The sequence below is a fragment of the Kitasatospora sp. NPDC057940 genome, assembly GCF_042887425.1.
Taxonomy (GTDB): domain Bacteria; phylum Actinomycetota; class Actinomycetes; order Streptomycetales; family Streptomycetaceae; genus Kitasatospora.
The window spans coordinates 121,563-144,728 of record NZ_JBHVPH010000008.1; the positions used below are offsets into that span (position 1 = coordinate 121,563).

Sequence of the window (23,166 nt, forward strand, 5' to 3'; positions counted from 1 at the left end):
CGGCACCGCGGCTCCAAGAGGTTCGGCCTGCCGTCTCGGCGAGACGAAACGTCTCGTCCTGCTGTGCCCGGAAACGGCGGCGATCGGACCGGGGCCGAGGGGGTGGCGGTGAGTTGACGGCGACACAGGGAATCGGCGCAGCCGAACATATGTGTTAGGTTAGGCTTACCTAATATTGCTGGTCGGAGGGGATGTCCGTGCAGAAGTCCGAATTCGCCGGTGCCGTCGCGATGGTCACCGGGGCCGGGCAGGGCATCGGTGCGGCCGTGGCCCGGGCGCTCGTCGCCGAGGGTGCCGTCGTCGCCGCGGTGGACCGCAACCCCGGCCCGCTCGCCGCCCTCGCGGCGGAGTCGCCCGCCGTGCACCCGTACGTCCTGGACGTCGCCGACGGCCGGGCGGTGGACGACACGGTCGACCTGATCGAGCGCCGACTCGGGCCGATCGCCGCGCTGGTGAACGTCGCCGGGATCCTGCGCACCGCACCCGTCGTCGAACTCACCGACCAGGACTGGGCGGAGACCTTCGCGGTCAACACCACCGGCGTCTTCCACACCGGCCGCGCGGTCGGCCGCCGGATGGCCGACCGCGGCCGCGGCGCCGTGGTCACCGTCGGCTCCAACGCCGCCGGGGTGCCGCGCGCCGGCATGGCCGCGTACGCGGCGTCCAAGGCGGCGGCCACCATGTTCACCCGCTGCCTCGGGCTGGAACTCGCCCGCTCCGGCGTGCGGTGCAACATCGTCTCGCCCGGCTCGACCGACACCGAGATGCAGCGCGCGCTCTGGGCCGAGGACGCCGAGGCCGCCGAACGGCGGGTCATCGACGGCGACTTGGGCGCCTGGCGGGTCGGCATCCCGCTCGGGCGGATCGCCGCACCCGCCGACATCGCCGAGGCGGTGGTCTTCCTGGCCTCCGACCGGGCCCGGCACATCACCATGCACGACCTCTACGTCGACGGCGGCGCGACCCTGCGCGCCTGAGCGCCCTCGCCGTCCCCACGCCTTCCTCGCCGCTTCCCTCCGCTCCCTTCCGCGCCCCGGGCAACCCCCGGGCGTCGGCCATGCCCTGACCGCCCTCCCCGTCCTTCCACCCCGCCCTTTCACCCTGTCCTTCCGCCCCGACGCCCAGACCGTCCAGACCGTCCCAGACTGGAGACTTCACGGTGACCACGGTGCACCACGCCCCCGCCGGGGGTGTCGTCGAGCACGCCGCTCCCGCCCCCGCCGCCCCGGCCCCCGCCGCCCCGGCCCCCGCCGGGCCGGCCGACGCTTCCGCCCCGGCCCCCGACCACGCCGTCATCGGCGCGGCCAGCGGCCTGCTCGGCCAGTACCGGGCCGCGGCCGACGAGGCGTTCTTCGCCTCGCCGACCCGCACCCTGCTCACCGCCGGGGTGCACGCCCGTGTCCCGCAGGACGAGCGCCCGCTGCCCGTCCGGGTCGCCGCGACGCTGGCCGAGGCCCGTCGCGCCGGGGTCGAACGGCCGCTGGTGGTCGGCGCGGTGGCGTTCGACCACGACAGCCGGGTCGAACTCGCCGTCCCCGAGAGAGTCCGCAGAGCCGGGGCGCTGCGCGACGACCCGCTGATCGCGCTGCCCGCGCCGCCGGCCGAGCCGGTCGACTGGCAGGTGCGTCCGATCCCCGAGCCGGACGCGTACGGCGCGGGCGTCGCGGCGGCCGTCGAGCGGCTGCGCGGCGGCGAGTTGAGCAAGGTCGTGCTGGCCCGCACGCTGGAACTGACCGCCGACCGCCCGCTGGACCTGCCCGCGATCCTCCAGCGGCTCGGCCGCCGCGACCCGGGCGGCTACACCTTCGCCGTCCCCGCCGGCGGCGGGCGGACGCTGATCGGCGCCAGCCCCGAACTCCTGCTCTCCCGGAGCGGAACGGCCGTCCTGGCCAACCCGCTGGCCGGTTCGGTGCCGCGCAGCGCCGACCTCGGCGAGGACGTCCGGCGCGCCGCCGCGCTGCTGGAATCGCCCAAGGACCTGCACGAGCACGCCGTCGTGGTGGACGCGATCCGCGTCGCGCTGGAGCCGTACTGCCGCACCCTGGACGTGCCGGCGCGGCCGACCCTGGTGCGCACCGCCGCGATGTGGCACCTGGCCACCACCATCACCGGCGAACTGGCCGATCCGGCGGTCTCCGCCCTGGAGCTGGCCACCGCCCTGCACCCGACCCCTGCGGTCTGCGGCACGCCGACGGCCGTCGCCCGGCGGGTGATCGGCGAGGTCGAGCCCTTCGACCGGGGCCTGTACACCGGCATGGTCGGCTGGGGCGACGCGGACGGCGACGGCGAGTGGGTCGTCACCATCCGCTGCGCGGAGGCGGACGAGCGGACCCTGCGGGTGTACGCGGGTGCGGGCGTCGTCGACCGGTCCCGGCCCGAGGACGAACTCGCCGAGACCAGTGCCAAGTTCCGCACCTTCCTGGACGCCGCGGGGGTGTCGCAGTGACGGCGCCGACGAGCTTTCCGATGCAGGACCAGGGTGTCGTCGTGGACCAGGCCTCCGTCCAGGACGCCGCGTTCACCCCGTACCCCGCCGAGTTCGCCGAGCGCTACCGGGCCGCCGGGTACTGGCGCGGCGAGACCTTCGGGCGGATGCTGCGCGAGCGCGCCGCCGCGCACGGCGAGCGGATCGCCATCGTCGACCCGGCGGGGGAGGGGCGGCGCTGGACGTACGCCGAACTCGACCGCCGCGCCGACCGGATGGCCGCCGGGCTGCTCGCCCGGGGGATCGGGCGCGGCGACCGCGTGGTGGTCCAACTGCCCAACGTGGCCGAGTTCTTCGAGGTGGTCTTCGCACTGTTCCGGATCGGCGCGCTGCCGGTCTTCGCGCTGCCCGCCCACCGCTCCACCGAGATCGGCTACTTCTGCTCCTTCACCGGGGCGGCCGGCTACGTCGTCGCGGCCGTCGACAACGGCTTCGACTACCGCGAACTGGCCTCCAAGGTCAAGGCGGAGAGCCCGGCACTGCGGCTGGTCCTGGTGGCCGGGGACGACCCGGGCGAGCACCTCCGGCTGGCGGACGTGCCCTGCGACGGGCCTGGGCCGGCCGAGGAGCCGGAGCCCGGGAGCGTCGCCTTCCTCCAGCTCTCCGGCGGCAGCACCGGCGTGCCCAAGCTGATCCCGCGCACCCACGACGACTACATCTACTCGCTGCGCGGCTCGGTCGAGCTGTGCGCGCTCGACGAGGACAGCGTCTACCTGTGCGCGCTGCCCGCCGCCCACAACTTCCCGCTCAGCTCGCCCGGTTCGCTCGGCACGCTGTACGCGGGCGGCCGGGTGGTGCTGTGCCCGCGGCCCAACCCGGAGACGGCCTTCCCGCTGATCGAGCGCGAGGGCGTGACGATCACCGGCCTGGTGCCGCCGCTGGCCCTGCTCTGGCTGGACGCCGCCGAGCGCGACGCGGGCGGCCCCGGCGCGGGTGACCTGGACAGCCTGGAGGTGCTGCTGGTCGGCGGTGCCAAGTTCAGCGCCGAGGCCGCCCGGAGGGTGGGCCCGGTGCTCGGCTGCACGCTCCAGCAGGTGTTCGGGATGGCGGAGGGGCTGGTCAACTACACCCGCCTGGACGACCCGGAGGAGCTGATCACCACCACCCAGGGCCGGCCGATCTCCCCGGACGACGAGGTCCGGGTGGTCGACGACCAGGACCGCGACCTGCCCGACGGCGTCACCGGCCACCTGCTCACCCGCGGCCCGTACACCATCCGCGGCTACTGGAACGCGCCCGAGCACAACGCCAGCTCCTTCACGGCCGACGGCTTCTACCGCACCGGCGACCTCGTCCGCCGCACCCCCACCGGCCACCTGGTGGTCGAGGGCCGGGCCAAGGACCAGATCAACCGGGGCGGCGAGAAGGTCGCCGCCGAGGAGATCGAGAACCACCTGCTCGCCCACCCCGCCGTGCACGACGCGGCGGTGGTGTCGATGCCCGACCCCTACCTCGGCGAACGCACCTGCGCCTACGTCGTCCTGCGTACCGAGCACCGCGAACAGCCGCCGAAGAGCATCGAGTTGAAGCGCTTCGTACGGCAGCGCGGACTGGCCGAGTACAAGGTGCCGGACCGGGTCGAGTTCGTCGACGCCTTCCCCGCCACCGGGATCGGCAAGGTCAGCAAGAAGGACCTGCGCGCCGCCATCGCGGCCGCACTCCCTACTCACTGAAGGAAAGACCACCGTGGGCCTGCCCCGCATTCCCTCCTATCCCCTGCCCGCCGCCACCGAACTGCCCGCCAACCGGGTCGAGTGGACGGTCGATCCGGACCGCGCCGTGCTGCTGGTGCACGACCTGCAGAACCACTTCCTGGACGCCTTCGACGCCGCCGCCGCGCCGGTGCCCGAACTCCTCGGGAACGTCGGCCGGTTGGCCGAGGCGGCGCGCGCCCACGGCATGCCGGTGCTCTACTCGGCCCAGCCCGGCGGGCAGAGCCCGGCCGAGCGCGGCCTCCAGCAGGACTTCTGGGGCCCGGGCATCCCGGACGACCCGCGCGCGACGGCGATCGCCGATGCCGTCGCCCCCGCACCGGGCGACACGCTGCTCACCAAGTGGAAGTACAGCGCCTTCGTGCGCACCGATCTGGACCGGCTGCTGCGCGAGCACGGCCGCGACCAGCTGGTGATCACCGGCGTGTACGCGCACATCGGGGTGCAGGCCACCGCCTGCGACGCCTGGATGCGCGACCTGCCGGCCTTCGTGGTGGCCGACGCGGTCGCCGACTTCGGCCCGGACGAGCACCGCGCGGCGCTGTCCTGGGTGGCCGGCCGCTGCGGGCAGGTCACCACCACCGACGCCGTCCTCGCGATGCTGGAAGGGAAGTGACGGGCATGGCCTTCACCGTGGAGCGGATCCGGGCCGAGGTCGCCGACCTGCTCGGCGAGGACCCGGCGGACGTCCCGCTGGACGAGAACCTGGCCGACTGGGGCCTGGACTCGGTCCGGCTGATGGCGCTCGCCGAGCGCTGGCGGGCCGAGGGCGCCGAGGTGGCGTTCGTGCAACTGGCCGAGCGCCCGGCCGTCGAGGCCTGGGCCGCACTGCTCGGCGCGGCCTGATGGAGACCGTGCTGCTGGAGGCCGCCGGGCCGCAGGCGCCCCCGAGCACGGACCGGGCGGCGAAGTACCCGCCGACCACCGTCGTCGGGCCGGTCGAGGCGCAGGCCGCCCGGACCCCGGACGCCCCCGCCGTGCTGCTCGCGGGCGGCGCGGTCGTCACCTACCGGGACCTGAACGCCGCGGCCAACCGGCTGGCGCGCGCCCTGGCCGCGCGCGGCGCCCGGCCGGGGGCGGTGGTCGGCCTGGCGCCGGCCCGCCACCCGGCGCAGCTGCTCACCGCGCTGCTCGCGGTGGTCAAGTCCGGCGCGGCGTACCTGCCGCTGGACCCGGCGGACGCACCCGGGCGCCGGGAGCGGCTGCTCGCGGAGACCGCGCCGGTCTGCGTGCTGGGGGAGGGGGTGCCGGAGGCGCTGACCGGGCTGGACGTGGACGGCGAGCTGGCCACCGACCCGCCCCGGGCGCTCACGCCGCAGCACCTGCTGTGCGTCGGGTACGGCCCGGGCGGGCGCCCGGACGCCGTCCGGCTCACCCACGCCGAGGCCGACCGCCGGGTGCGCGAGCTCCAGGCGGCCCACCCGCTCGGCCCGGGCGACCGGGTGCTGCAACTGGGCCTGCCGCTCTGGGAGTTCCTCTGGCCGCTGCGGACCGGCGCCGCCGTGGTGCTGGCCGACCCGCAGCGGCCGGGCGAGGTCGGGGAGCTGGTGCGGGAGCTGGGCGTCACGGCGGTGCGGGCGTCGCCGGCCGCGCTGCTGGGCGGCTGACGGCGGCGGGGGCGGGGGCGGGGCTGGGGCGGCGAACAGGTGACGACGTTCAGCGAACAACTTTCAGATGACAGATGATGAAATCTGTTATCTGAAAGTTGTCATCTGTCAGCCGTCAGCCGTCAGCCGCCAGGTCCGCCGCCGTCCAGGCCATGGCGACCGCTCCGTCCAGCACCGCCCGGTCGGCCTCCGCCCCCACCGCGGCCTCGGCGAACGCGGCCTCGTGCGGGGCGCAGGCGCCGCCGGTGATGTCCAGCACCGGGTGGATGGCGGGCACGGCGTGGGAGACGTTCCCCATGTCGGTGCACGCGAACGGCCCGCTCTCGACCGGTTCCGGCCGGCCGAGCGCCGCCGCGTTGGCCCGCCAGAGGTCGAGCAGGGCGGGGTCGGAGCGCATGTCCAGGTAGTCCGGTTCGGGCCGGTCGAGCGTCACCTCGCAGCCGGTGGCGAGCGCCCCGGCCCGGAAGCAGTCCTCGACCCGGGCGCGCAGCTGCGCGAGGTCCTCGGCCGCCGAGGCGCGGATCTCGTACTCCGCGCTCGCGCTGTCGGGGATCAGGTTGGGTGCGGTGCCGGCGGCGGTGGTGATGCCGTGCACCCGCCACTGCGGCGGCAGGTGCTGGCGCAGCAGCCCGAGGGCGACCTGGGCGACGGTGAGGGCGTCGGCGGCGTTGCGTCCCTGGTGCGGGTTGAGGCTCGGGTGGGCGGCGCGGCCGGTGTAGCGGACGGAGAGGGTGCCGAGCGCGAAGGAGCGGAAGTCGGCGACCTCGACCGGGCAGGGGTGCACCATCATCGCCGCGTCCACGCCGTCGAAGGCGCCCGCCTCCAGCAGCAGTGCCTTTCCGGCTCCGCGCTCTTCGGCCGGTGCGCCGATCACCCGTACGGTGAGCCCGAGTTGGTCGGCGTACGGGGCGAGGCCGAGCGCCGCGCCGAGGCCGGCGGCGGCGATCAGGTTGTGCCCGCAGGCGTGCCCGAGGCCGGGCAGCGCGTCGTACTCGCAGACGAGGGCGACGGTGACCGGCCCGCTGCCGAGGCTCGCGGTGAACGCGGTGTCGAGTCCGTGCGCGGGCGCGGTGACGGCGTAGCCGTGGGCGCGCAGGAGTTCGGCGCACCAGGCGGCCGCGCGGTGCTCCTCGAACGCGGTCTCGGGGTGGGCGTGGATGCGGTGGCTGAGTGCGAGCAGTTCCGCGCGGTGCGCGTGGATGCGTTCGCGGACGGCCTGTTTGGTCGCGGTCAGGGGCATGGGCGGCGCCTCCGTGGTGTCAGGGCCCCCGCACTGGGGGGCCGTTGACCAGATCATATGAAGTTAGATTAGGCTAACCTAACTAGGCGTTTCGTTCGCCGGACCCCGAGGAGCACCCCGAACCATGCCTGCCGTCGAAACCCAGGCCGTCGATGTCCCGCTGCTCGCCGCCCAGGCCGCCATCTGGTACGCGCAGTCACTCGACCCCGACAGCCCGGTCTACAACACCGGCGACGCCGTCGAGATCACCGGCCCGCTCGACGAGGCCCGGTTCGAGGACGCGCTGCGGCAGGCGGTCGACGAGGCCGAGGCGCTGAGCGCCGTCGTCGTCACCGACCCGGACGGCACGCCCCGCCAGCAGCCGCGCCCCGGCCGCCGCTGGCCGCTGCACCACCTCGACCTGCGCGCCGCGCACGACCCGGCCGCCGAGGCCGAGGCCTGGATGCGCGCCGACCTCGCCCGCCCGGCCGACCTCGCCGAGGGCCCGCTGTTCACCCACGCGCTGATCCGCCTCGCCGACGACCGGTACCAGTGGTACCGGCGGATCCACCACCTCGCCGTCGACGCCTACGCGTTGAACCTCCTCGGCGAGCGCCTCGCCGAGTTGTACACCGCGCACGCCACCGGCACCGAGCCCGCCGCGCGCCCGTTCGCCACCCTCGCCGAGGTCGCCGCCGAGGAGGCCGCCTACCGGGACGGCGAGGAGTACCCGGCCGACCGCGCCTACTGGGCCGACCGCCTGGCCGGCGCCGACACCCCGGCGACCCTGCCGGGCAGCCCGGTGCCCGCGCCGTCCGCGACCCCGTCCCAGGCCCCCCTGCGCCTCACCGCCGAGCTGCCCGCCGGCACCCGCGACCGCCTGGAGCGCGCCGCCGCCACCGCCCGCGCCACCTGGGCCGAACTGCTCCTCGCCGCCACCGCCGGCTACCTGCACCGCCTGGCCGGCACCGAGGACGTCGTGCTCGGCCTGCCGCTCGCCAACCGCCGCGGACCGGCCGCCCTGCGCACCCCCGTCGCCGCCGCCAACGTCCTCCCGCTGCGCCTGGCCGTCCGCCCCGCCGACAGCGCCGAGGCGCTGCTGCGCCGGGTGGTCCGCGAACTGCGCGCCGTCCGCCGCCACCAGCGCTACCCGCTGGAGGACCTGCGCCGCGACCTCGGGCTGACCGGCGAGCGGCGCGCCCTGTTCGGCCCGATGGTCAACATCAAGGCCTTCGAGGGCGATCTCGACCTGGCCGGCCTGCCCGGCGTCGTCCGCAACCTCGCCGCCGGGCCCGTCGACGACCTCGCCGTCGGCGTCTCGCCCGCCCCCGGCGGCGCGCTGCGCCTCGTCCTGGACGCCGACCCCGCCCGCCACGACGCCACCTCGCTCGCCGCCCACCGGGACGGGCTGCTGCGCTACCTCGACGCCCTCGCCGACCTGCTGCTCACCGCCCCACAGACGCCCATCGCCCGGATCGACCTGCTCGACCCGGACGGCCTGCGCCGCGCCACCGCCGGCCGCGCGGAGCCGCCGCTCGACCGCACGCTGCCCGAGCTGTTCGCCGCGCAGGCCGCCCGCACCCCGGCCGCCGTCGCCGTCCGCAGCGGCAAAGTCGCCCTCACCTTCGCCGAGTTGGACGCCGCCGCCAACCGCCTCGGCCACCGCCTGATCGCCCTCGGCGTGCGCGCCGGTGCGCCGGTCGCGCTCGCCCTGCCGCGCGGCGTGGACACCCTGGTCGCGATGCTCGGCGTGCTCAAGGCCGGCGGCGCCTGCGTCTCCCTCGACCTCGCCCACCCCCGGCAGCGCCTGGCCGCCGTCCTGGACGACGCCCGCCCGGTCTGCGCGGTCGGCACCGCCGAGGCCCTCGCCCAACTGGACCTGCCGGCCGGCCTGCCCGCCGTTCTTCCCGGGGACGCGGACGCCGAGCCCGCCACCGCGCCCCCGGCCCCCCGGCCCCACCACGCCGCCTACGTGCTGCACACCTCCGGCTCCACCGGCCGCCCCAAGGGCGTCGTCGTCACCCACGCCTCGCTGGCCAACCTGTACGCGGGCCACGGCGAGGACCACATCGCCCCGGCCGTGCGCCGCACCGGCCGCGAGCGCCTGCGCGTCGCCCACAGCGCCTCGTTCGCCTTCGACGCCTCCTGGGACCCGGTGCTGTGGATGGTCCACGGCCACGAGCTGCACCTGCTCGACGATGCCACCTACCGCGACCCGGCCGCCCTGGCCGGCCACCTGCACCGGGAGCGCGTCGACTACCTCGACGTCACCCCCTCCTACCTCGAAGTCCTGCTCTCCGAAGGCATCCTGGACGAGGAGTGGCACCGCCCGGCGGTCATCGCGGTCGGCGGCGAGGCCACCCCGCCCGCCCTCTGGCAGCGCCTCACCGCCGCACCCGGCCTGCACCCGATCGACCTCTACGGCCCGACCGAGACGACCGTCGACGCCTACGCCTGGACGCCCGGCCCGGACGGCGCCCCGGTCGGCCGGGTGGTGCGCGGTTCCCGCGCCTACGTCCTCGACGGCTCGCTGCGCCCCGCGCCCGACGGCGTCGCCGGCGAACTGTACGTCGCCGGGGCCTGCCTGGCCCGCGGCTACCTCGGCCGCCCCGACCTCACCGCCGAGCGCTTCCTCGCCGACCCGTTCGGCCCGCCCGGCGACCGGATGTACCGCACCGGCGACCTCGCCCGCCGCCGACCGGACGGCACCCTGGAATTCCTCGGCCGCGCCGACGACCAGGTGAAGATCCGCGGCTTCCGGATCGAGCCCGGCGAGATCGCCGCCGTCCTCGCCGAACTGCCGGGCGTCGCCCAGGCCGTGGTGATCGCCCGCTCCGGTCCGCAGGGCAAGCGGCTGCTCGGGTACGTCGTCCCGGAGGCCCTTCCCGAGGCGGCTCCCGAGTCCGAGGCCGTCCCCGAGACCGTCACCGGGGGCGCAGCCGAGCCCGCCCCCGCCCCCCGCGTCGCCCTCGACCCGGCCGCGCTGCGGGCCGCCCTCGCCGCCCGGCTGCCCGGACACATGGTCCCGGCCGCCGTCCTGGTCCTCGACGAACTGCCGCGCACCGCCCACGACAAGCTCGACCACCGCGCCCTGCCCGAGCCCGCCGCCGCCGAGCCCGGCACGGCCCCGGCCACGCCGCAGGAGGAACTGGTCTGCGGGCTGTTCGCCGACGTCCTCGACCTGCCGCAGGCACCCGGGCGGGACGCCTCCTTCTTCGACCTCGGCGGCCACTCGCTGCTGGCCGGCCGCCTCGCGGCCCGGCTGCGCGAGACCTTCGCCGCCGCCGTCGGGTTCGCCGACGTCTTCCGCCACCCGACCCCGGCCGCCCTCGCCGCCCTGCTCGACACGCACCCCGGCGGCGAGCCCGAGGCCCGCCCCGCGCTGGTGCCCGTGCCGCGCACCGAACGGATGCCGCTGTCGCCCGCCCAGCGCGGCCTGTGGTTCCTGCACCGGCTCCAGGGCCCCAGCCCCACCTACAACATCCCGCTCGCCCTCACCCTCACCGGCCCGCTCGACCGGACCGCCCTCACCCTCGCCCTCGGCGACCTCACCGCCCGGCACGAGGTGCTGCGCACGGTCTACGGCGAGGAGCCGGACGGCACGCCGTACCAGCGGGTGCTGCCCGCCGCGCCCGTCGACCTGCACGACGGCACCGAGCTCGCCGAAGCCGTCCGGCACGCCTTCGACCTCACCGGTCGGCCGCCGCTGCGCGCCACCCTGTTCACCCACGGCCCGGCCGAACACACCCTGCTCCTGCTGCTCCACCACATCGCGAGCGACGGCGCCTCCACCACCCCGCTGGTCCGCGACCTTGCCGCCGCCTACACCGCCCGGCTGGCCGGCCGCGCACCGGAACTCCCGGCGCCCGCTGTGCAGTTCGCCGACCACACGGCCTGGCAGCGGCAGCTGCTCGGCACCACCGAGGCGCCCAGCCCGCTCGCCGCGCGGCAGTCGGAGTACTGGCGCACCGCCCTGGCCGGCCTGCCCGACCAGCTGGAACTGCCCACCGACCGCCCGCGCCCCGCCGTCGCCGGCCACCACGGCGCCACCGTGCCCTTCACCCTCGACGCCGAGGCGCACGCCGCCCTCGCCGAGCTCGCCCGGTCGGCCGGCGGCACCGTCTTCATGGCCGTCCAGGCCGGACTCGCCGCCCTGCTCACCCGGCACGGCTGCGGCACCGACATCCCCGTCGGCACCCCGGTCGCCGGCCGCGACGACCCCGAGACCGCCGACCTGGTCGGCTACTTCGTCAACTCCGTGGTCCTGCGCACCGACACCTCGGGCGACCCGACCTTCCGCGAGCTGCTCGGCAAGGTCCGCGGCACCGTCCTCGCCGCCCACGAGCACGCCGACCTGCCCTTCGACCGCCTGGTCGAGGAGCTCAACCCGCCGCGCTCCCTCGCCCGCCACCCGCTGTTCCAGGTGATGCTCGCCTGGCAGAGCCGCCCCGACGAGCCCCACCCGCTGGGCGGCGGCCTCACCGCCCGGATCGCCGCCGTCCCCAGCGGCACCGCCAAGTTCGACCTCACCCTCAACGCGGGCGAGCTCCCCGGCGGCGGCATCGGCGGCTTCCTGGAGTACCGCACCGACCTCTTCGACGCCGCCACCGTCGAAGGGCTCGCCACCCGTCTCGCCCGGCTGCTCACCGCCGCCGCCACCGCCCCCGACACCGCGATCGGCCGGCTCCCGCTGATCGGCGAGGAGGAGCGGCTGCGCGCCCTCGTCGAGTGGAACGGCACCCCGCACACGTCGGCGCCGCACGTCCTGACTCCGGACACCTCGGCCGCGCACACTTCGGCTCCGCACACCTCGACTCCGCACACCTCGGCCCCGGACGCCACCCTGGCCGAGCTGTTCGAGGCCGCGGCCGCCGCCAACCCGCGGGCCGTCGCCGTCAGTTGCGCTGACGAGCAGCTCGACTACACCGAGCTCGCCGCCCGCGCCGACCGCCTGGCCCGGCTGCTGGCCGCCAACGGCATCGGCCCCGGCACCATCGTCGCCCTCGCCCTGCCGCGCTCGCTCGAACTCGTCGTCGCCCTCCTCGCGGTGGCCAAGTCCGGCGCCGCCTACCTGCCGCTCGACCCCGACTACCCGGCCGACCGCCTCGCCTACATGCTGGCCGACGCCACCCCCGCCGCCCTGCTCACCGACCGCGCCACCGCGCCCCGGCTGCCCGCCCACCAGGTGCCCCAACTGCTCGTCGACGGCCCGGAGTCGGCCGCCCACCCGGCCACCCCGCTGGCCCGGCACGAGCGCACCCGCCCGCTGCGCGCCGAGGACACCGCCTACGTCATCTACACCTCCGGCTCCACCGGCCGGCCCAAGGGCGTCCCCGTCACCCACCACAACGTGGTCCGGCTGTTCAGCTCCACCGACCACTGGTTCGGCTTCGGCGCCGACGACGTCTGGACCCTCTTCCACTCCTACGCCTTCGACTTCTCCGTCTGGGAGCTGTGGGGAGCCCTGCTGCACGGCGGCCGCCTGGTCGTCGTCCCGCACCTGGTCAGCCGCGACCCGGCGGCCTTCCTCGACCTGCTCGCCCGCGAACGCGTCACCGTGCTCAACCAGACCCCGTCCGCCTTCTACCAGCTCAGCGCCGCCGACCGGGACCGCCCCGGCTCCGAACTCGCCCTGCGCTACGTGGTGTTCGGCGGCGAGGCGCTCGAACTGGCCCGGCTCGACGACTGGTACGCCCGCCACCCGGAGGACGCGCCCACCCTGGTCAACATGTACGGCATCACCGAGACCACCGTGCACGTCTCCTACATCGCCCTCGACCGGGCCACCGCCGCCGCCGGAAGCAGCAGCACCATCGGCGTCAACATCCCCGACCTGCGGGTCTACGTCCTGGACCAGCACCTCCAGCCCGTCCCGCCCGGCGTCACCGGCGAGATGTACGTCGCCGGGGCCGGCCTGGCCCGCGGCTACCTCGGCCGCCCCGACCTCACCGCCGGACGCTTCGTCGCCGACCCGTACGCCGAACTGTTCGGCGAACGCGGCACCCGGATGTACCGCTCCGGCGACCTCGCCCGCCGCCGTGCCGACGGCGTCCTGGAGTACTTCGGCCGCGCCGACCAGCAGGTGAAGCTGCGCGGCTTCCGGATCGAACTCGGCGAGATCGAGGCCGTGCTGGCCGCCCACCCGGGCGTCGCCGACGCCGCCGTGGTCGTCCGCGAGGACGCCCCGGGCGACAAGCGACTGGTCGGCTACGCCGTCACCACGGCGGGCCCCGAGGAGTCGAACGGCGCCGCCGCCCCCACCCCCGAGGACCTGCGCGCCCACGCCGCCGCCGAGCTGCCCGCCCACATGGTGCCCTCCGCCGTCGTCCTGCTCGACCGGCTGCCGCTCACCGCCAACGGCAAGCTCGACCGCCGCGCCCTGCCCGCCCCCGACGCGCCCGCCACCGGCGCCGGACGCCCGCCGCGCACCCCGCGCGAACAGCAGCTGTGCGAACTCTTCGCCGAGGTGCTGGGCGTCGCGACGGTCGGCGTCGACGACGACTTCTTCGCCCTCGGCGGCCACTCGCTGCTGGTCGTCCGCCTCGCCGGGCGGATCCGCGAACTGCTCGGCCTGGACGTCGGCATCGGCACCCTGTTCCAGTCGCCCACCGTCGCCGCCCTCGACACGGCCCTGGCGGCCGGCTCGCAGGACGCCGACGCGCTGGACGTCCTGCTCCCGCTGCGGCCCGCCGCGCCCGGACGCCGTACCCCGCTGTTCGCCGTCCACCCCGCCGGCGGCCTCAGCTGGTGCTACACCGGCCTGATCCGCCACCTGCCCGCCGACCTGCCGATCTACGGCCTCCAGGCCCAGGGCGTCGGCGCCGCCACGGCGGCCCGGCCCCTGCCGCAGACCCTGGACGAACTGGCCGCGCACTACGTCGACCGGCTGCGCGAGGTCCAGCCCGAGGGCCCGTACCGGCTGCTCGGCTGGTCCACCGGCGGGATCATCGCGCACGCCGTCGCCGTCCGGCTCCAGGACCTCGGCCACGCCGTCGAACTGCTCGCGATCCTGGACGCCTACCCCGCCGAGGGCTTCCGCGACCTGCCCGTCCCCGACCAGGCCGAGGCGCTGGAGGCGCTGCTCACCATGGGCGGCTACGGCCCCGAGGACCTCGCCGGGCGGCCGCTCGAACTCGCCGCCGTCACCGAGCTGCTGCGCCGCGAGGGCAGCCCGCTGGCCGGACTCGACGACGCCACCGTGGCCGCCCTCAACCGGATCTACCTCAACACCAACCACCTCGTCCGGGGCCACGACCACCGCCCCTTCGACGGCGACGTGCTGTTCTTCCGCGCCACCGTCGACACCATCGACGAGACCCTGGTGCCCGAACTCTGGACCCCGTACGTGTCCGGCCGCATCGACAACACCGACGTCGCCTGCTCGCACAAGGACATGACCCTGCCCGCCCCGATCGCGCACATCGCCCGCGTGATCACCGACCACCTGGAGAAGTCCTCCGATGAGTGACGCCCCCGCCAACCCCTTCGACGGCGAGGGCGAGTTCCTCGCCCTCGTCAACGACCAGGGCCAGCACTCGCTCTGGCCGGCCTTCGCCGCCGTCCCGGCCGGCTGGAACGTCTCCCACGGCCCGTGCGAGCGCGCCGACGCCGTGCAGTGGATCACCGCCCACTGGACCGACCTGTGACCCCTCCGGCCGTCGAGGCCGCCCCGGCGCGCCCCCTGCTCGCGGGGCGCGCCGCGGTGGTCGTGGTCTACACCGCCGCGATGTGCATGAACGGCCTGGACTCGACCATCGTCAACCCCGCGCTGTTCACCATCGCCGAGGACTTCGGGCGGCCCGTCTCGGCCGCCAACGCCGTCGAGACGGCCTTCCTGGTCGGCCTCGCCGTCGGCCTGCCGGTGGCGGGCTGGCTCGGCGACCGGTTCGGCGTGAAACGGGTCTTCCTCGGCTCGCTGGCCGCGTTCACCCTCGCCTCCGCCCTGTGCGCCGCCGCGCCCGGCCTCGGCTCGCTCGCCGCCGCGCGGGCCGTCCAGGGCGTGGCCGGCGGGCTGCTCACCCCCGTCGGGATGACCCTGCTGTTCCGGGCCTTCGCCCCGCACGAACGGGCCGGCCTGAGCCGGATCCTGATCGTCCCGACCGCCCTGATGCCCGCCCTCGGCCCGCCGCTCGGCGGCCTCCTGACCGAACACCTCTCCTGGCACTGGCTGTTCCTGGTCAACGTGCCGATCGGGGTCGCGGCCGTCGTGACCGGGCTCGTCGGCCTGCGCGCGGCGGACGAGCCCCCGGCCGGCCGCTTCGACACCACCGGCTTCCTGCTCGCCACCCCCGGCCTCGGACTGCTCACCTACGCGCTCGGCTTCGGCCCGGCGCACGGCTGGTCCTCGCCGGGAGTGGCGCTCAGCGGCGTGGCCGGCCTCGTCCTGCTCGGCATCGCCGTGCGCCACCAACTCCGCGCCGCCGAACCGCTGGTGGACCTGCGGCAGCTCGCCGACCGCACCTTCGGCACCGCCACCTGGCTGGCCCTGCTCACCTCGGCCGGCCTGATGGGCGCGCTGTTCGTCCTCCCGCTGCTCTACCAGGCCGCCCTCGGGGCCTCGGCCCTCGACGCCGGGCTGAGCGTCTTCCCCGAGGCGATCGGCCTGATGGCCGCCTCCCAGGTGGTCGACCGCCTGCTGCCCCGGTTCGGCCCCCGCCGCCTCGCGCTGCCCGCGCTGCTGCTCGCCGCCCTCGTCCTGGCCGCCCTCGGCTTCGCCGAGAACCCCTGGGCCGTACGGGCGCTGATGTTCGCGGTCGGGCTCGTCCTGGGCACCGCCGTGCTCACCGTCCAGATCGCCGGCTTCGCCGACGTCCCCGGGCCCGCGATGGGCCGCGCCATGGGCCTGTTCACCATCGTCCGAACCCTCGGCGGCGCCCTCGGCATCGCCGCCACCGCCGCCCTCATCGGCGCCCTGGACACCGACGGCGGCTCACCCGGCCCCTACCGCCTCGCCCTCCTGCTCACCGCCGCCCTGGTCGCGGCCGGCACCCTCCTCACCACCCGCCTCCCCCGGGAGGCGCCGGGACCCTGAATCGGCTCCGGCTGCCGTACGGTGGCCGGAGCACTGGAGGAGAGCCCATGAACCCCGAGCACTACCGTCTTCTCGAAGAGGCCCGGCGCAGTCTCCCGGACGGCTACAAGGTGGAGTTGTCCGGCGACATCATCGTCATGCAGGCGTCACCGTCGTCGGTCCACCAGCTGAACCTCGCGCTGGTCCAACGCCAGTTCGAGGCGCACTGCCCTCCCGGCTACTTCCCCACCGGGAACAGTGACCTCTCCTCACCCGAGGTCGGCTCCGTGCGCAATCCCGACCTCACCTACCTGCCCGAGGACGTCATCGACCTGGCCGGCCACGACATCCCCGCCGAGCTGGCCCTGATCGCGGTCGAGATCGTCTCCCCGTCCAATCCCGAGAACGACTGGACGGGGAAGGTCCGCGACTACCCGCGCATGGGCTTCCCGCTCTACCTGATCGTGGACCCGCGGCAGCAGACGGTCACGCTGTTCTCCGAGCCGAACCACGACCGGTACCACACGAGGACCGAGCGGGAGTTCGGCGGGACGATCAGGGTTCCCGATCCGTTCGGCTTCGAACTGGACCTCTCGCGGCTCGTCCCGTACAAGGACTGATCACCGGGCGCCCGGCCGATGGGCTCAGGCGCTCGGCCAGAGGATCAGGTCGGGCAGGGCGTGCCGGCGCGGCCGGTCGCCGAGGTCGGCGAGTGCGGTGCGGATGGCCCGGAGGTGTCCGACGGTCAGCTGCAGGGGCGGCTCGTCGGGCTGGTGGGTCGTGCGGATGGGGTAGTCGACGCCGGGGGTGCGGGTCATCTCGATGTGGCAGCCGAGCAGGTGCGTCACCGGGCGGCGTTCGGCGAAGTCGATCAGCCGGTCGACGGTGCGGGTGAAGGCCGGCCAGTCGTCGATGTAGAGGCGGCCCGGGTAGACGGTGTCGCCGGTGAGCAGCAGGCCCGTCCACGGGTCGTAGTAGGTGACGGCCGCCGGGTGGTGGCCCGGGGTGGCCAGGCATTCGAGCACCCGGCCGCCGCCCAGGTCCACCCGCGCGACGGCGTCCGGGTCCTGGTCGAAGCCGAAGTACGGCCAGGCCGTGGCCGGGTCGGCGCCGACCAGGGTCGTCGCGGGCCGGTCGGCGAACTGTCCGTCGCCCGCGACGTGGTCGCCGTGCGGGTGGGTGTGCAGGACGAGCAGTCCGTAGCCGTCGCGGGGGTGGTCGGCGAGCCACCGGTCGATGAGCCCGTCGACCACGGTGCGCAGCGGGAAGTACGCGGCGGAGGCGGTGGCCCCGGTGTCGATCAGGACGGCCCGCTCGCCCCCGAACAGCAGGAACAGGAACGGCGCCTCGTAGTTGACCGCCTTGTTCTGCCGCAGGATGACGGTGTGCTCGTCGTACGCGTGGACCTGGATGTCCGGGTCCGCGTTGTGCTTCGCGGACGGGGACCCGTGGATCCACCGCACGTCGAGCGGACGGGCGATCGGGGCACCGGCGGCCATGACGTCTCCTTCGGTGCGTCGTCTTGGCGGGCCGGGTACGGCGCACATCTCGTCCGGGGCGGTCACCGGCGCGCCGCCACCGGGACGCTAGCACGCCCCCGTCGCCGCGCGCCGGTCCGCCGATCCGGTGGGGACCGTCAGGCAGCCCCGAGCAGGTGCGCCAGTCCGTCCGCCAGCCCGCCGCGCCAACAGGCGTAGTCGTGGCCGCCGTTGAACTCGCGGTACGCGAGGTCGTAGCCGCGGGCGGTGAGGACGTCGCGCAGGTGGCGGTTCTGCGGGAGCAGCATCCACTCCTGGAGGCCGACCTCGACGTAGAACCGGGCCTCCCGCCGCTGCTCGCGGGCGAATTGGCGGGTCAGCCACTCACTGCCCTCGTCGAACTCGGTCTCGTCCGGCCACCAGAAGGAACCGGACTGGCAGAGCGCGCCGCCGAAGCGGTCGGGGCGCCGGAACGCGGCGAAGGCGGCGGTGAGGCCGCCCGCGCTCTGGCCGGCGATGACGGTGTCGGCCGGGTCGGTGGTGGTGCCGAACTCCGCCGCCGCCCAGGGGAGGAGGCGGTCGGCGAGGAGGTCGACGAAGGCCGGGTTGCAGCTGAGGTCGTCGGGCCGGCAGGGGCCCATGGTGTGGACGAGCAGGGCGACGGTGGGCGGGATGGCGCCGTCCGCCGTCAGGTTGTCGAGGGTGTCGCCGACCGACAGCACCTCGCCCCACATCTCGCCGTCCAGCAGCACGGCCACCGCGAACGGCCCGCCGCCGGCGGAGGGCCCGCCCCCGGCGGGGAGGTGGACGTCCACCCGCCGCCCGGCCACCTCGTGGGCCACCGTCCGCCCGCGCGGCACGCCGTCGCGCCGCCGGACGTACGGCTGGGCGGGGGCGTCGGGCAGGCTGAGCACGGACGACGGGTGGCGCCCGTCGCGGGCGGGCAGCCGGGGGGCGGCGTCGTGCGGGTCGGGGCGGGCGTGGTCGAGGACGCGCAGCCAGTCCGCCCGGGCGGTGCCGGGGGCGTCCCCCCGGAACGGGTACAGCTGGTAGGACGCCCGGTGGTCGGCGCGCAGCCGGTAGGTGATCGACCAGCGGCCGTCGTCGCGGCGGGTCATCAGGTGCGGGGCGAGGTCGCCGGCGTGCCGGTCCTTGTCGGTGACGGTGTGCAGGAGGGCGAGCACGCCGTCGCACGACGCGTCCTCGTGCACGAAGGTGACCAGGCGGTAGGCGGGGTCGGCCGGATCGGGCTCGACGAGGGGAAGGGTTTCCATCTGCGGGACTCCTCGGGGAGGTTAGGCGGGGGTGCCCTTGCGGCCGAGCAGCACCCAGAGCAGGAAGGGGCCGCCGAGGACGGTGGTGACGATGCCGACGGGGATCTCCACCCCGCCGATCAGCACCCGCCCCACGGTGTCGGCGAGCACGACGAGGACGGCGCCGGTCAGCGCCGAGCCGAGGACCGGCACGCGCGCCGGCCCGGCCAGCCGCCCGGCGATCACGGGCGCGGCCAGCGCGACGAAGCCGACCGGCCCGCACACGCCGACGGCCAGCCCGGCCAGCGCGACGGCCAGCAGCAGGCAGCCGAGCCGGACCCGGCCCGGGTCGACGCCCAGCGAGGCGGCCACGCTGTCGTCGAAGCGCAGCACCGCCAGCCGCCGGGCCACCGCCAGGGCGAGCGGCACGAGCACGGCCAGCCCGATCAGGACCGGGGTGGCGATGGCGTAGTCCCGCCCGTTGAGGCTGCCGGAGGTCCAGACGTACAGCGAGCCGGCCGAGTTGAGCGAGCGGCGGGCGAGCGCGACCTGGATGACGGCCGAGGCGAGCGCGGACATCGCGAGGCCGACGACCAGCACCCGGTAGCCCTGCGCGCCGAGCCCGCCGGAGACCAGGGTGACGACCAGGACGGCGGCCAGCGCGCCGAGCGGGCCGGCCCACCAGGCGCCGAAGGTACCGGAGACGGTGGCGGAGATCAGGACGGCGGCGGTGGCGCCGTCGTTGACGCCGAGCAGTTCGGGGGTGGCGAGGCGGTTGCGGGCGAGGGTCTGGGTGAGGCAGCCGGCCAGGCCGAGGGCGGCGCCGGCGGCGAGCCCTGCGACGATCCGGCCGAGCCGGAACTTCTGCACCAGCAGCACGTCCAGCCGGTCGCCGTAGCCGAACACGGCCTGGAGGGTGCGGCCGAGGCCGAGTTCGCTCTGCCCGGCGTGGGCGGACACGACGACGACGGCGAGCAGCGCCGCGGCCAGGGCGAGCGAGGCGAGCAGTGCCCGGCGGGGGAGCAGCAGCGACCAGGCGCCGCGCCGCACCACCAGGTCGGGTTTGGGCGCGGGCGGCTCGGACCGCCGGACGGGGGCGGCCTCGGCCGGGTCGGCCATGCCGAGCGCGGCGGTCCGGCGGGAGCGGACGATCGCGATCAGCGCGGGGGCGCCGACCAGGGAGACGATCACCGACACCGGCGCCTCGAACGGGCGGGCCACCACCCGGGCCAGCACATCGGCCCCGGTGAGCACGGCGGCGCCGAACAGTCCGGCGAGCACGGTGAGTTGCCCGACCCTGGGGCCGGCGACGGCCCGCGCCAGGAACCCGGCGAGCAGGCCGAGGAAGGAGATCGGGCCGGCCAGCGCGACGGCCGAGGCGGTCAGCAGGGTGACGGCGAAGGCGACGGCGGCCCGGGTGGCGCCGGGCCGGTGGCCGAGGCCGCGGGCGAGGTCGTCGCCGAGCGCGAGCGCGGTGAGCGGCCGGGTGGCGAGCAGGGCGAGCAGGAAGCCCACGCCGAGCACCGGGGCGAGCTGGCGCAGCGTCGTCCAGCCCTCCACCCCGGCCAGCGAGCCCAGCACCCACACCCGGTACCGGTCGTACGCCTCGGGCGAGTTGACGATCAGCACGCCGGTGAGCCCGCCGAAGGTGGCGCCGACCGCGGAGCCGCCGAGCACCAGCCGCATCGGGGACCCGCCCCGGGCGCCCGCGATGAGCAGCACCAGCGTGCTGGCGAGCACGGCGCCGCCGAAGGCGAAGGCCAGGTACCCGTACGAGGTCTGGACGCCGAGCACGGCGATGCCGAGCACGACTCCCAGCGAGGCGCCGGCGTTGACGCCGAGCAGTCCGGTCTCGGCGAGCGGGTTGCGGGTGACGGACTGCAACTGCGCCCCGGCGACCCCGAGCGCGGCGCCGACCAGCAGGGCGGTGGCCGTGCGGGGCAGGCGCAGGTCGCCGACGACGAGGGCGAGCCGGCCGTCCGCGCGGGCGCCGTGGCGGTCCAACAGGTAGTCCAGCACCCGCCCGGGGCCGACCTCTCCGGCGCCGACGGACAGCGAGAGCGCGGCGAGGGCGAGCAGGACCGCGACCGCGCCGAGGGCGATCGGCCAGGCGGCGCGGCGGCCGTCCCCGCGCGGTGGCGTCGGTGGCGGCGGGGCGTCCGGCTCGGTGCGGGACTCCCGAGGGGCGCCCACTTGCGACAATGTCATAAGGTAAGGCTAACCTAATGAGCGCATCGTCCTGTGGGCACCGTCATCGTGCCGGGTCGCCCGGACGCCGCCCAACCCCCGTACCACCGCTGCCCGGAGGCACCCATGCCGTTCGCCCAGAGCCCGCTCCACCCCGTCCGCCGCCGTGCGGCCCGGGCGCTGGCCGTCACCGGGGCGGCCGCCCTCCTGCTCGCCGGGTGCGGCTCCTCCGGGTCCTCCTCGGGCTCCGCGGGCTCCTCCTCCGCCGCCGGCAGCCCGGCTGCGGACGCGGCCGGTGGCAAGCGCACCGTCAAGGACGCGACCGGCAAGGCCGTCGAGATCCCCGCCGCGCCCCAGCGGATCGTCACCCTCACCCAGGAGGACCTCGACGCGGTGCTCGCCCTCGGCGTCAAGCCCGTCGGCATCACCAACGGCCAGGGGCTCAACGAGCCGCCCGCCTACCTCAAGGACAAGGTCCAGGGCGTCCCGGTGGTCGGCAACCTGCTGCAGCCCGTGATGGACAAGGTCATCGCCGCCAAGCCCGACCTCATCCTGGCCGGCGACATGCAGGACGAGCAGATGCTCAAGCAGCTGCGCGAGATCACCCCCGCCACCCTCGTCACCATGGCGCCCACCGACGACTGGAAGCTCGCCTTCCGCGGCATCGGAAACGCCGTCAACAAGCTCGACCAGAGCAACAAGGTGATCGCCGACTACGAGGCCAAGGCCGCCAAGGCCGGCGGAGACCTCGGCAAGAACAAGGGCGCGGCCGTCTCCATCGTCCGCTGGAACCCGACCGGGCCGAGCTGGATGGAGAAGAAGCAGTTCGCCAGCGGCGTCGCCCTCGACATGGGCCTCACCCGCCCGGCCGCGCAGGACAAGGACGGCAACGCGCACAGCCCGGCGCTCAGCCTGGAGAAGCTCGCCGAGATCGACGGCGACTGGCTGTTCCTGTCCACCCTCACCGACGACGGCAAGACCGCGCTCAAGGACGTCCAGTCCAAGCCCGCCTACCAGGAGCTGGGCGCGGTGAAGAACAAGCACGCCGTCACCGTGGACGGTTCGGTCTGGTCCACCCGCGGCGGGCCGCTCGCGGCCGACGTGGTCATCGGCGACATCGGCAAGGCGCTCGCCGCCTCCTGACCGGTCCGCGTTCGCTGTCGGGCCCTCGTCCGGGCCCGTGCCCGGCCGGCCGGCACCTCGCCGGCCGGCCCGCAGCCCCCTCCAACCGAAGGAAACCGCGATGGAGTTGACGATCCAGGGCCTCACCGCCGGCTACGGCCCCGGCCGCCCGGTGCTCGCCGGCGTCGACCTCACCGTCCCGGCCGGCCGGGTGGTGGCCGTCGTCGGCCCGAACGGCTGCGGCAAGTCCACCCTGCTGCGGGCCGTCGCCCGGCTGCACCGGCCGGAGGGCGGGCGGGTGCTGGTCGGCGGCGAGGACGTCTGGCGGCTGCGGCCGCGCCAGGCCGCGCACCGGGTCGCGCTGCTCCCGCAGAGCCCGCAGGCCCCCGAGGCGGTCACCGTCGCCGGACTCGTCCGCTACGGCCGCCACCCGCACCAGGGGCTCTTCCGCCAGTGGTCGGCCGACGACGAGCGGCTCACCGCCGGGGCGCTGCGCGCCACCGGCGTCGAGGAACTCGCCGACCGCCGGCTGGACCGCCTCTCCGGCGGCCAGCGGCAGCGCTGCTGGCTCGCCATGGTGCTCGCCCAGGACGCGCCCGTCGTGCTGCTCGACGAACCCACCAGCGCGCTCGACCTCGGGCACGCCGTCGAGGTGCTGGAGCTGGTCCGGGAGGTCGCCGCCGGCGGGCGGACGGTCGTCATGGTGCTGCACGACCTCGCGGCGGCGGCCCGCTACGCCGACCTGGTCGTCGCCCTGCGCGACGGCTCGGTGGTGGCCTGCGGCCCGCCCCGCGAGGTGGTCGACGCGCCGCTCGTGCGCGCGCTGTACGACATCGACAGCGACGTGCTCGCCGCCCCCGGCGACGGCGCGCCGGTGATCGTTCCCCGGGCGGCGCCAGTGAGTTGACGCTACGTCAGGCCCGACCTGACGGGCGACGGGAGACGGGTGGCGGGGCAGGCGGCGGGTCGCCTGCCCCGTTCACTCGTTCGACGGGTTTGCGCCCCGGAGGCCGCGGAACGGCCTCCGCGGGCGCCGCTTTGTCAGTGGGCCTCGCTACGTTCCTCGCATCGCAAACCGGCAGGTGGGAGGAGA

16 protein-coding genes and 1 riboswitch are annotated in these 23,166 nt (G+C 75.7%); of the genes, 12 read left to right on the forward strand and 4 right to left on the reverse strand.

Annotation, left to right across the window (positions count from 1 at the left end):
- Positions 1 to 191 precede the first annotated feature (191 nt).
- The 6 genes from ACFVTF_RS15605 (at position 192) to ACFVTF_RS15630 (ending at position 5,804) form a co-directional block, all read left to right on the forward strand.
- Complete coding sequence (locus ACFVTF_RS15605; RefSeq protein WP_387813887.1) at positions 192 to 977, forward strand: 2,3-dihydro-2,3-dihydroxybenzoate dehydrogenase; 786 nt, start codon at positions 192 to 194, stop codon at positions 975 to 977.
- A gap of 317 nt (positions 978 to 1,294) precedes the next feature.
- A complete protein-coding gene (gene dhbC / locus ACFVTF_RS15610) occupies positions 1,295 to 2,446 on the forward strand; it encodes an isochorismate synthase DhbC (RefSeq protein WP_387814120.1) in 1,152 nt (383 codons plus the stop codon).
- Between the two features lie 20 nt (positions 2,447 to 2,466).
- On the forward strand, positions 2,467 to 4,158 hold the full coding sequence (locus ACFVTF_RS15615) for a (2,3-dihydroxybenzoyl)adenylate synthase (RefSeq protein WP_387813889.1): 1,692 nt from the start codon (positions 2,467 to 2,469) through the stop codon (positions 4,156 to 4,158).
- A gap of 13 nt (positions 4,159 to 4,171) precedes the next feature.
- Positions 4,172 to 4,813 (forward strand): isochorismatase family protein, encoded by a 642-nt coding sequence (locus tag ACFVTF_RS15620; protein WP_371520185.1) that lies wholly within the window; start codon positions 4,172 to 4,174, stop codon positions 4,811 to 4,813.
- Positions 4,814 to 4,818: 5 nt separating this feature from the next.
- Positions 4,819 to 5,043, forward strand: coding sequence for a phosphopantetheine-binding protein (locus ACFVTF_RS15625; RefSeq protein ID WP_063349844.1), 225 nt, complete (start codon positions 4,819 to 4,821; stop codon positions 5,041 to 5,043).
- Complete coding sequence (locus tag ACFVTF_RS15630; RefSeq protein WP_387813891.1) at positions 5,043 to 5,804, forward strand: AMP-binding protein; 762 nt, start codon at positions 5,043 to 5,045, stop codon at positions 5,802 to 5,804. Before ACFVTF_RS15625 ends, ACFVTF_RS15630 begins: the two co-directional genes overlap by 1 nt.
- A gap of 115 nt (positions 5,805 to 5,919) precedes the next feature.
- On the opposite strand, the gene ACFVTF_RS15635 is transcribed toward ACFVTF_RS15630, so the two are convergent.
- Entirely contained in the window at positions 5,920 to 7,044 is a 1,125-nt protein-coding gene (locus tag ACFVTF_RS15635) for an amidohydrolase (protein WP_387813893.1), read from the reverse strand.
- A 124-nt stretch (positions 7,045 to 7,168) separates the two neighbouring features.
- Between ACFVTF_RS15635 and ACFVTF_RS15640 the strand changes: the two genes are divergently transcribed.
- From ACFVTF_RS15640 to ACFVTF_RS15655, 4 genes are read left to right on the forward strand one after another with little or no spacing between them, the layout of a single operon-like run.
- Entirely contained in the window at positions 7,169 to 14,491 is a 7,323-nt protein-coding gene (locus ACFVTF_RS15640; protein ID WP_387813895.1) for an amino acid adenylation domain-containing protein, read from the forward strand.
- On the forward strand, positions 14,484 to 14,669 hold the full coding sequence (locus ACFVTF_RS15645) for an MbtH family protein (protein WP_387813897.1): 186 nt from the start codon (positions 14,484 to 14,486) through the stop codon (positions 14,667 to 14,669). Before ACFVTF_RS15640 ends, ACFVTF_RS15645 begins: the two co-directional genes overlap by 8 nt.
- Positions 14,666 to 16,054 carry a DHA2 family efflux MFS transporter permease subunit gene (locus ACFVTF_RS15650; RefSeq protein WP_387813899.1) on the forward strand — a complete coding sequence of 463 codons (1,389 nt, stop codon included), beginning with the start codon at positions 14,666 to 14,668 and terminating at the stop codon, positions 16,052 to 16,054. The genes ACFVTF_RS15645 and ACFVTF_RS15650 overlap by 4 nt, the downstream gene beginning before the upstream one ends.
- Positions 16,055 to 16,101: 47 nt before the next feature.
- Positions 16,102 to 16,653 carry a Uma2 family endonuclease gene (locus tag ACFVTF_RS15655; RefSeq protein WP_387813901.1) on the forward strand — a complete coding sequence of 184 codons (552 nt, stop codon included), beginning with the start codon at positions 16,102 to 16,104 and terminating at the stop codon, positions 16,651 to 16,653.
- A 24-nt stretch (positions 16,654 to 16,677) separates the two neighbouring features.
- On the opposite strand, the gene ACFVTF_RS15660 is transcribed toward ACFVTF_RS15655, so the two are convergent.
- From ACFVTF_RS15660 to fhuB, 3 genes are all read right to left on the reverse strand, one after another.
- The gene (locus ACFVTF_RS15660; RefSeq protein ID WP_387813903.1) at positions 16,678 to 17,532 is read right to left on the reverse strand and encodes an MBL fold metallo-hydrolase; all 855 of its coding nucleotides are present in this window, start codon (positions 17,530 to 17,532) and stop codon (positions 16,678 to 16,680) included.
- A gap of 12 nt (positions 17,533 to 17,544) precedes the next feature.
- Positions 17,545 to 17,605: riboswitch (guanidine-III (ykkC-III) riboswitch) on the reverse strand.
- A 64-nt stretch (positions 17,606 to 17,669) separates the two neighbouring features.
- Positions 17,670 to 18,785 (reverse strand): enterochelin esterase, encoded by a 1,116-nt coding sequence (fes, locus tag ACFVTF_RS15665; protein WP_387813905.1) that lies wholly within the window; start codon positions 18,783 to 18,785, stop codon positions 17,670 to 17,672.
- A 21-nt stretch (positions 18,786 to 18,806) separates the two neighbouring features.
- Positions 18,807 to 20,972: a Fe(3+)-hydroxamate ABC transporter permease FhuB gene (fhuB, locus tag ACFVTF_RS15670; protein WP_387813907.1), complete on the reverse strand. Its 2,166-nt coding sequence runs from the start codon at positions 20,970 to 20,972 to the stop codon at positions 18,807 to 18,809.
- Positions 20,973 to 21,077: 105 nt separating this feature from the next.
- Here fhuB and ACFVTF_RS15675 point away from each other — a divergent pair, with 105 nt between their 5' ends.
- The gene (locus ACFVTF_RS15675) at positions 21,078 to 22,094 is read left to right on the forward strand and encodes an ABC transporter substrate-binding protein (protein ID WP_387813909.1); all 1,017 of its coding nucleotides are present in this window, start codon (positions 21,078 to 21,080) and stop codon (positions 22,092 to 22,094) included.
- A gap of 100 nt (positions 22,095 to 22,194) precedes the next feature.
- The gene (locus ACFVTF_RS15680; protein ID WP_387813911.1) at positions 22,195 to 22,980 is read left to right on the forward strand and encodes an ABC transporter ATP-binding protein; all 786 of its coding nucleotides are present in this window, start codon (positions 22,195 to 22,197) and stop codon (positions 22,978 to 22,980) included.
- Positions 22,981 to 23,166 lie beyond the last annotated feature (186 nt).

Coding starts and splice junctions, on each gene's coding strand:
- ACFVTF_RS15640 (WP_387813895.1), top strand. CDS start 7,169: ATGCCTGCCGTCGAAACCCAGGCCGTCGATGTCCCGCTGCTCGCCGCC.
- ACFVTF_RS15645 (WP_387813897.1), top strand. CDS start 14,484: ATGAGTGACGCCCCCGCCAACCCCTTCGACGGCGAGGGCGAGTTCCTC.
- ACFVTF_RS15615 (WP_387813889.1), top strand. CDS start 2,467: ATGCAGGACCAGGGTGTCGTCGTGGACCAGGCCTCCGTCCAGGACGCC.
- ACFVTF_RS15655 (WP_387813901.1), top strand. CDS start 16,102: ATGAACCCCGAGCACTACCGTCTTCTCGAAGAGGCCCGGCGCAGTCTC.
- ACFVTF_RS15675 (WP_387813909.1), top strand. CDS start 21,078: ATGCCGTTCGCCCAGAGCCCGCTCCACCCCGTCCGCCGCCGTGCGGCC.
- ACFVTF_RS15605 (WP_387813887.1), top strand. CDS start 192: ATGTCCGTGCAGAAGTCCGAATTCGCCGGTGCCGTCGCGATGGTCACC.
- ACFVTF_RS15630 (WP_387813891.1), top strand. CDS start 5,043: ATGGAGACCGTGCTGCTGGAGGCCGCCGGGCCGCAGGCGCCCCCGAGC.
- ACFVTF_RS15625 (WP_063349844.1), top strand. CDS start 4,819: ATGGCCTTCACCGTGGAGCGGATCCGGGCCGAGGTCGCCGACCTGCTC.
- ACFVTF_RS15635 (WP_387813893.1), bottom strand. CDS start 7,044: ATGCCCCTGACCGCGACCAAACAGGCCGTCCGCGAACGCATCCACGCG.
- ACFVTF_RS15680 (WP_387813911.1), top strand. CDS start 22,195: ATGGAGTTGACGATCCAGGGCCTCACCGCCGGCTACGGCCCCGGCCGC.
- ACFVTF_RS15660 (WP_387813903.1), bottom strand. CDS start 17,532: ATGGCCGCCGGTGCCCCGATCGCCCGTCCGCTCGACGTGCGGTGGATC.
- fes (WP_387813905.1), bottom strand. CDS start 18,785: ATGGAAACCCTTCCCCTCGTCGAGCCCGATCCGGCCGACCCCGCCTAC.
- fhuB (WP_387813907.1), bottom strand. CDS start 20,972: ATGACATTGTCGCAAGTGGGCGCCCCTCGGGAGTCCCGCACCGAGCCG.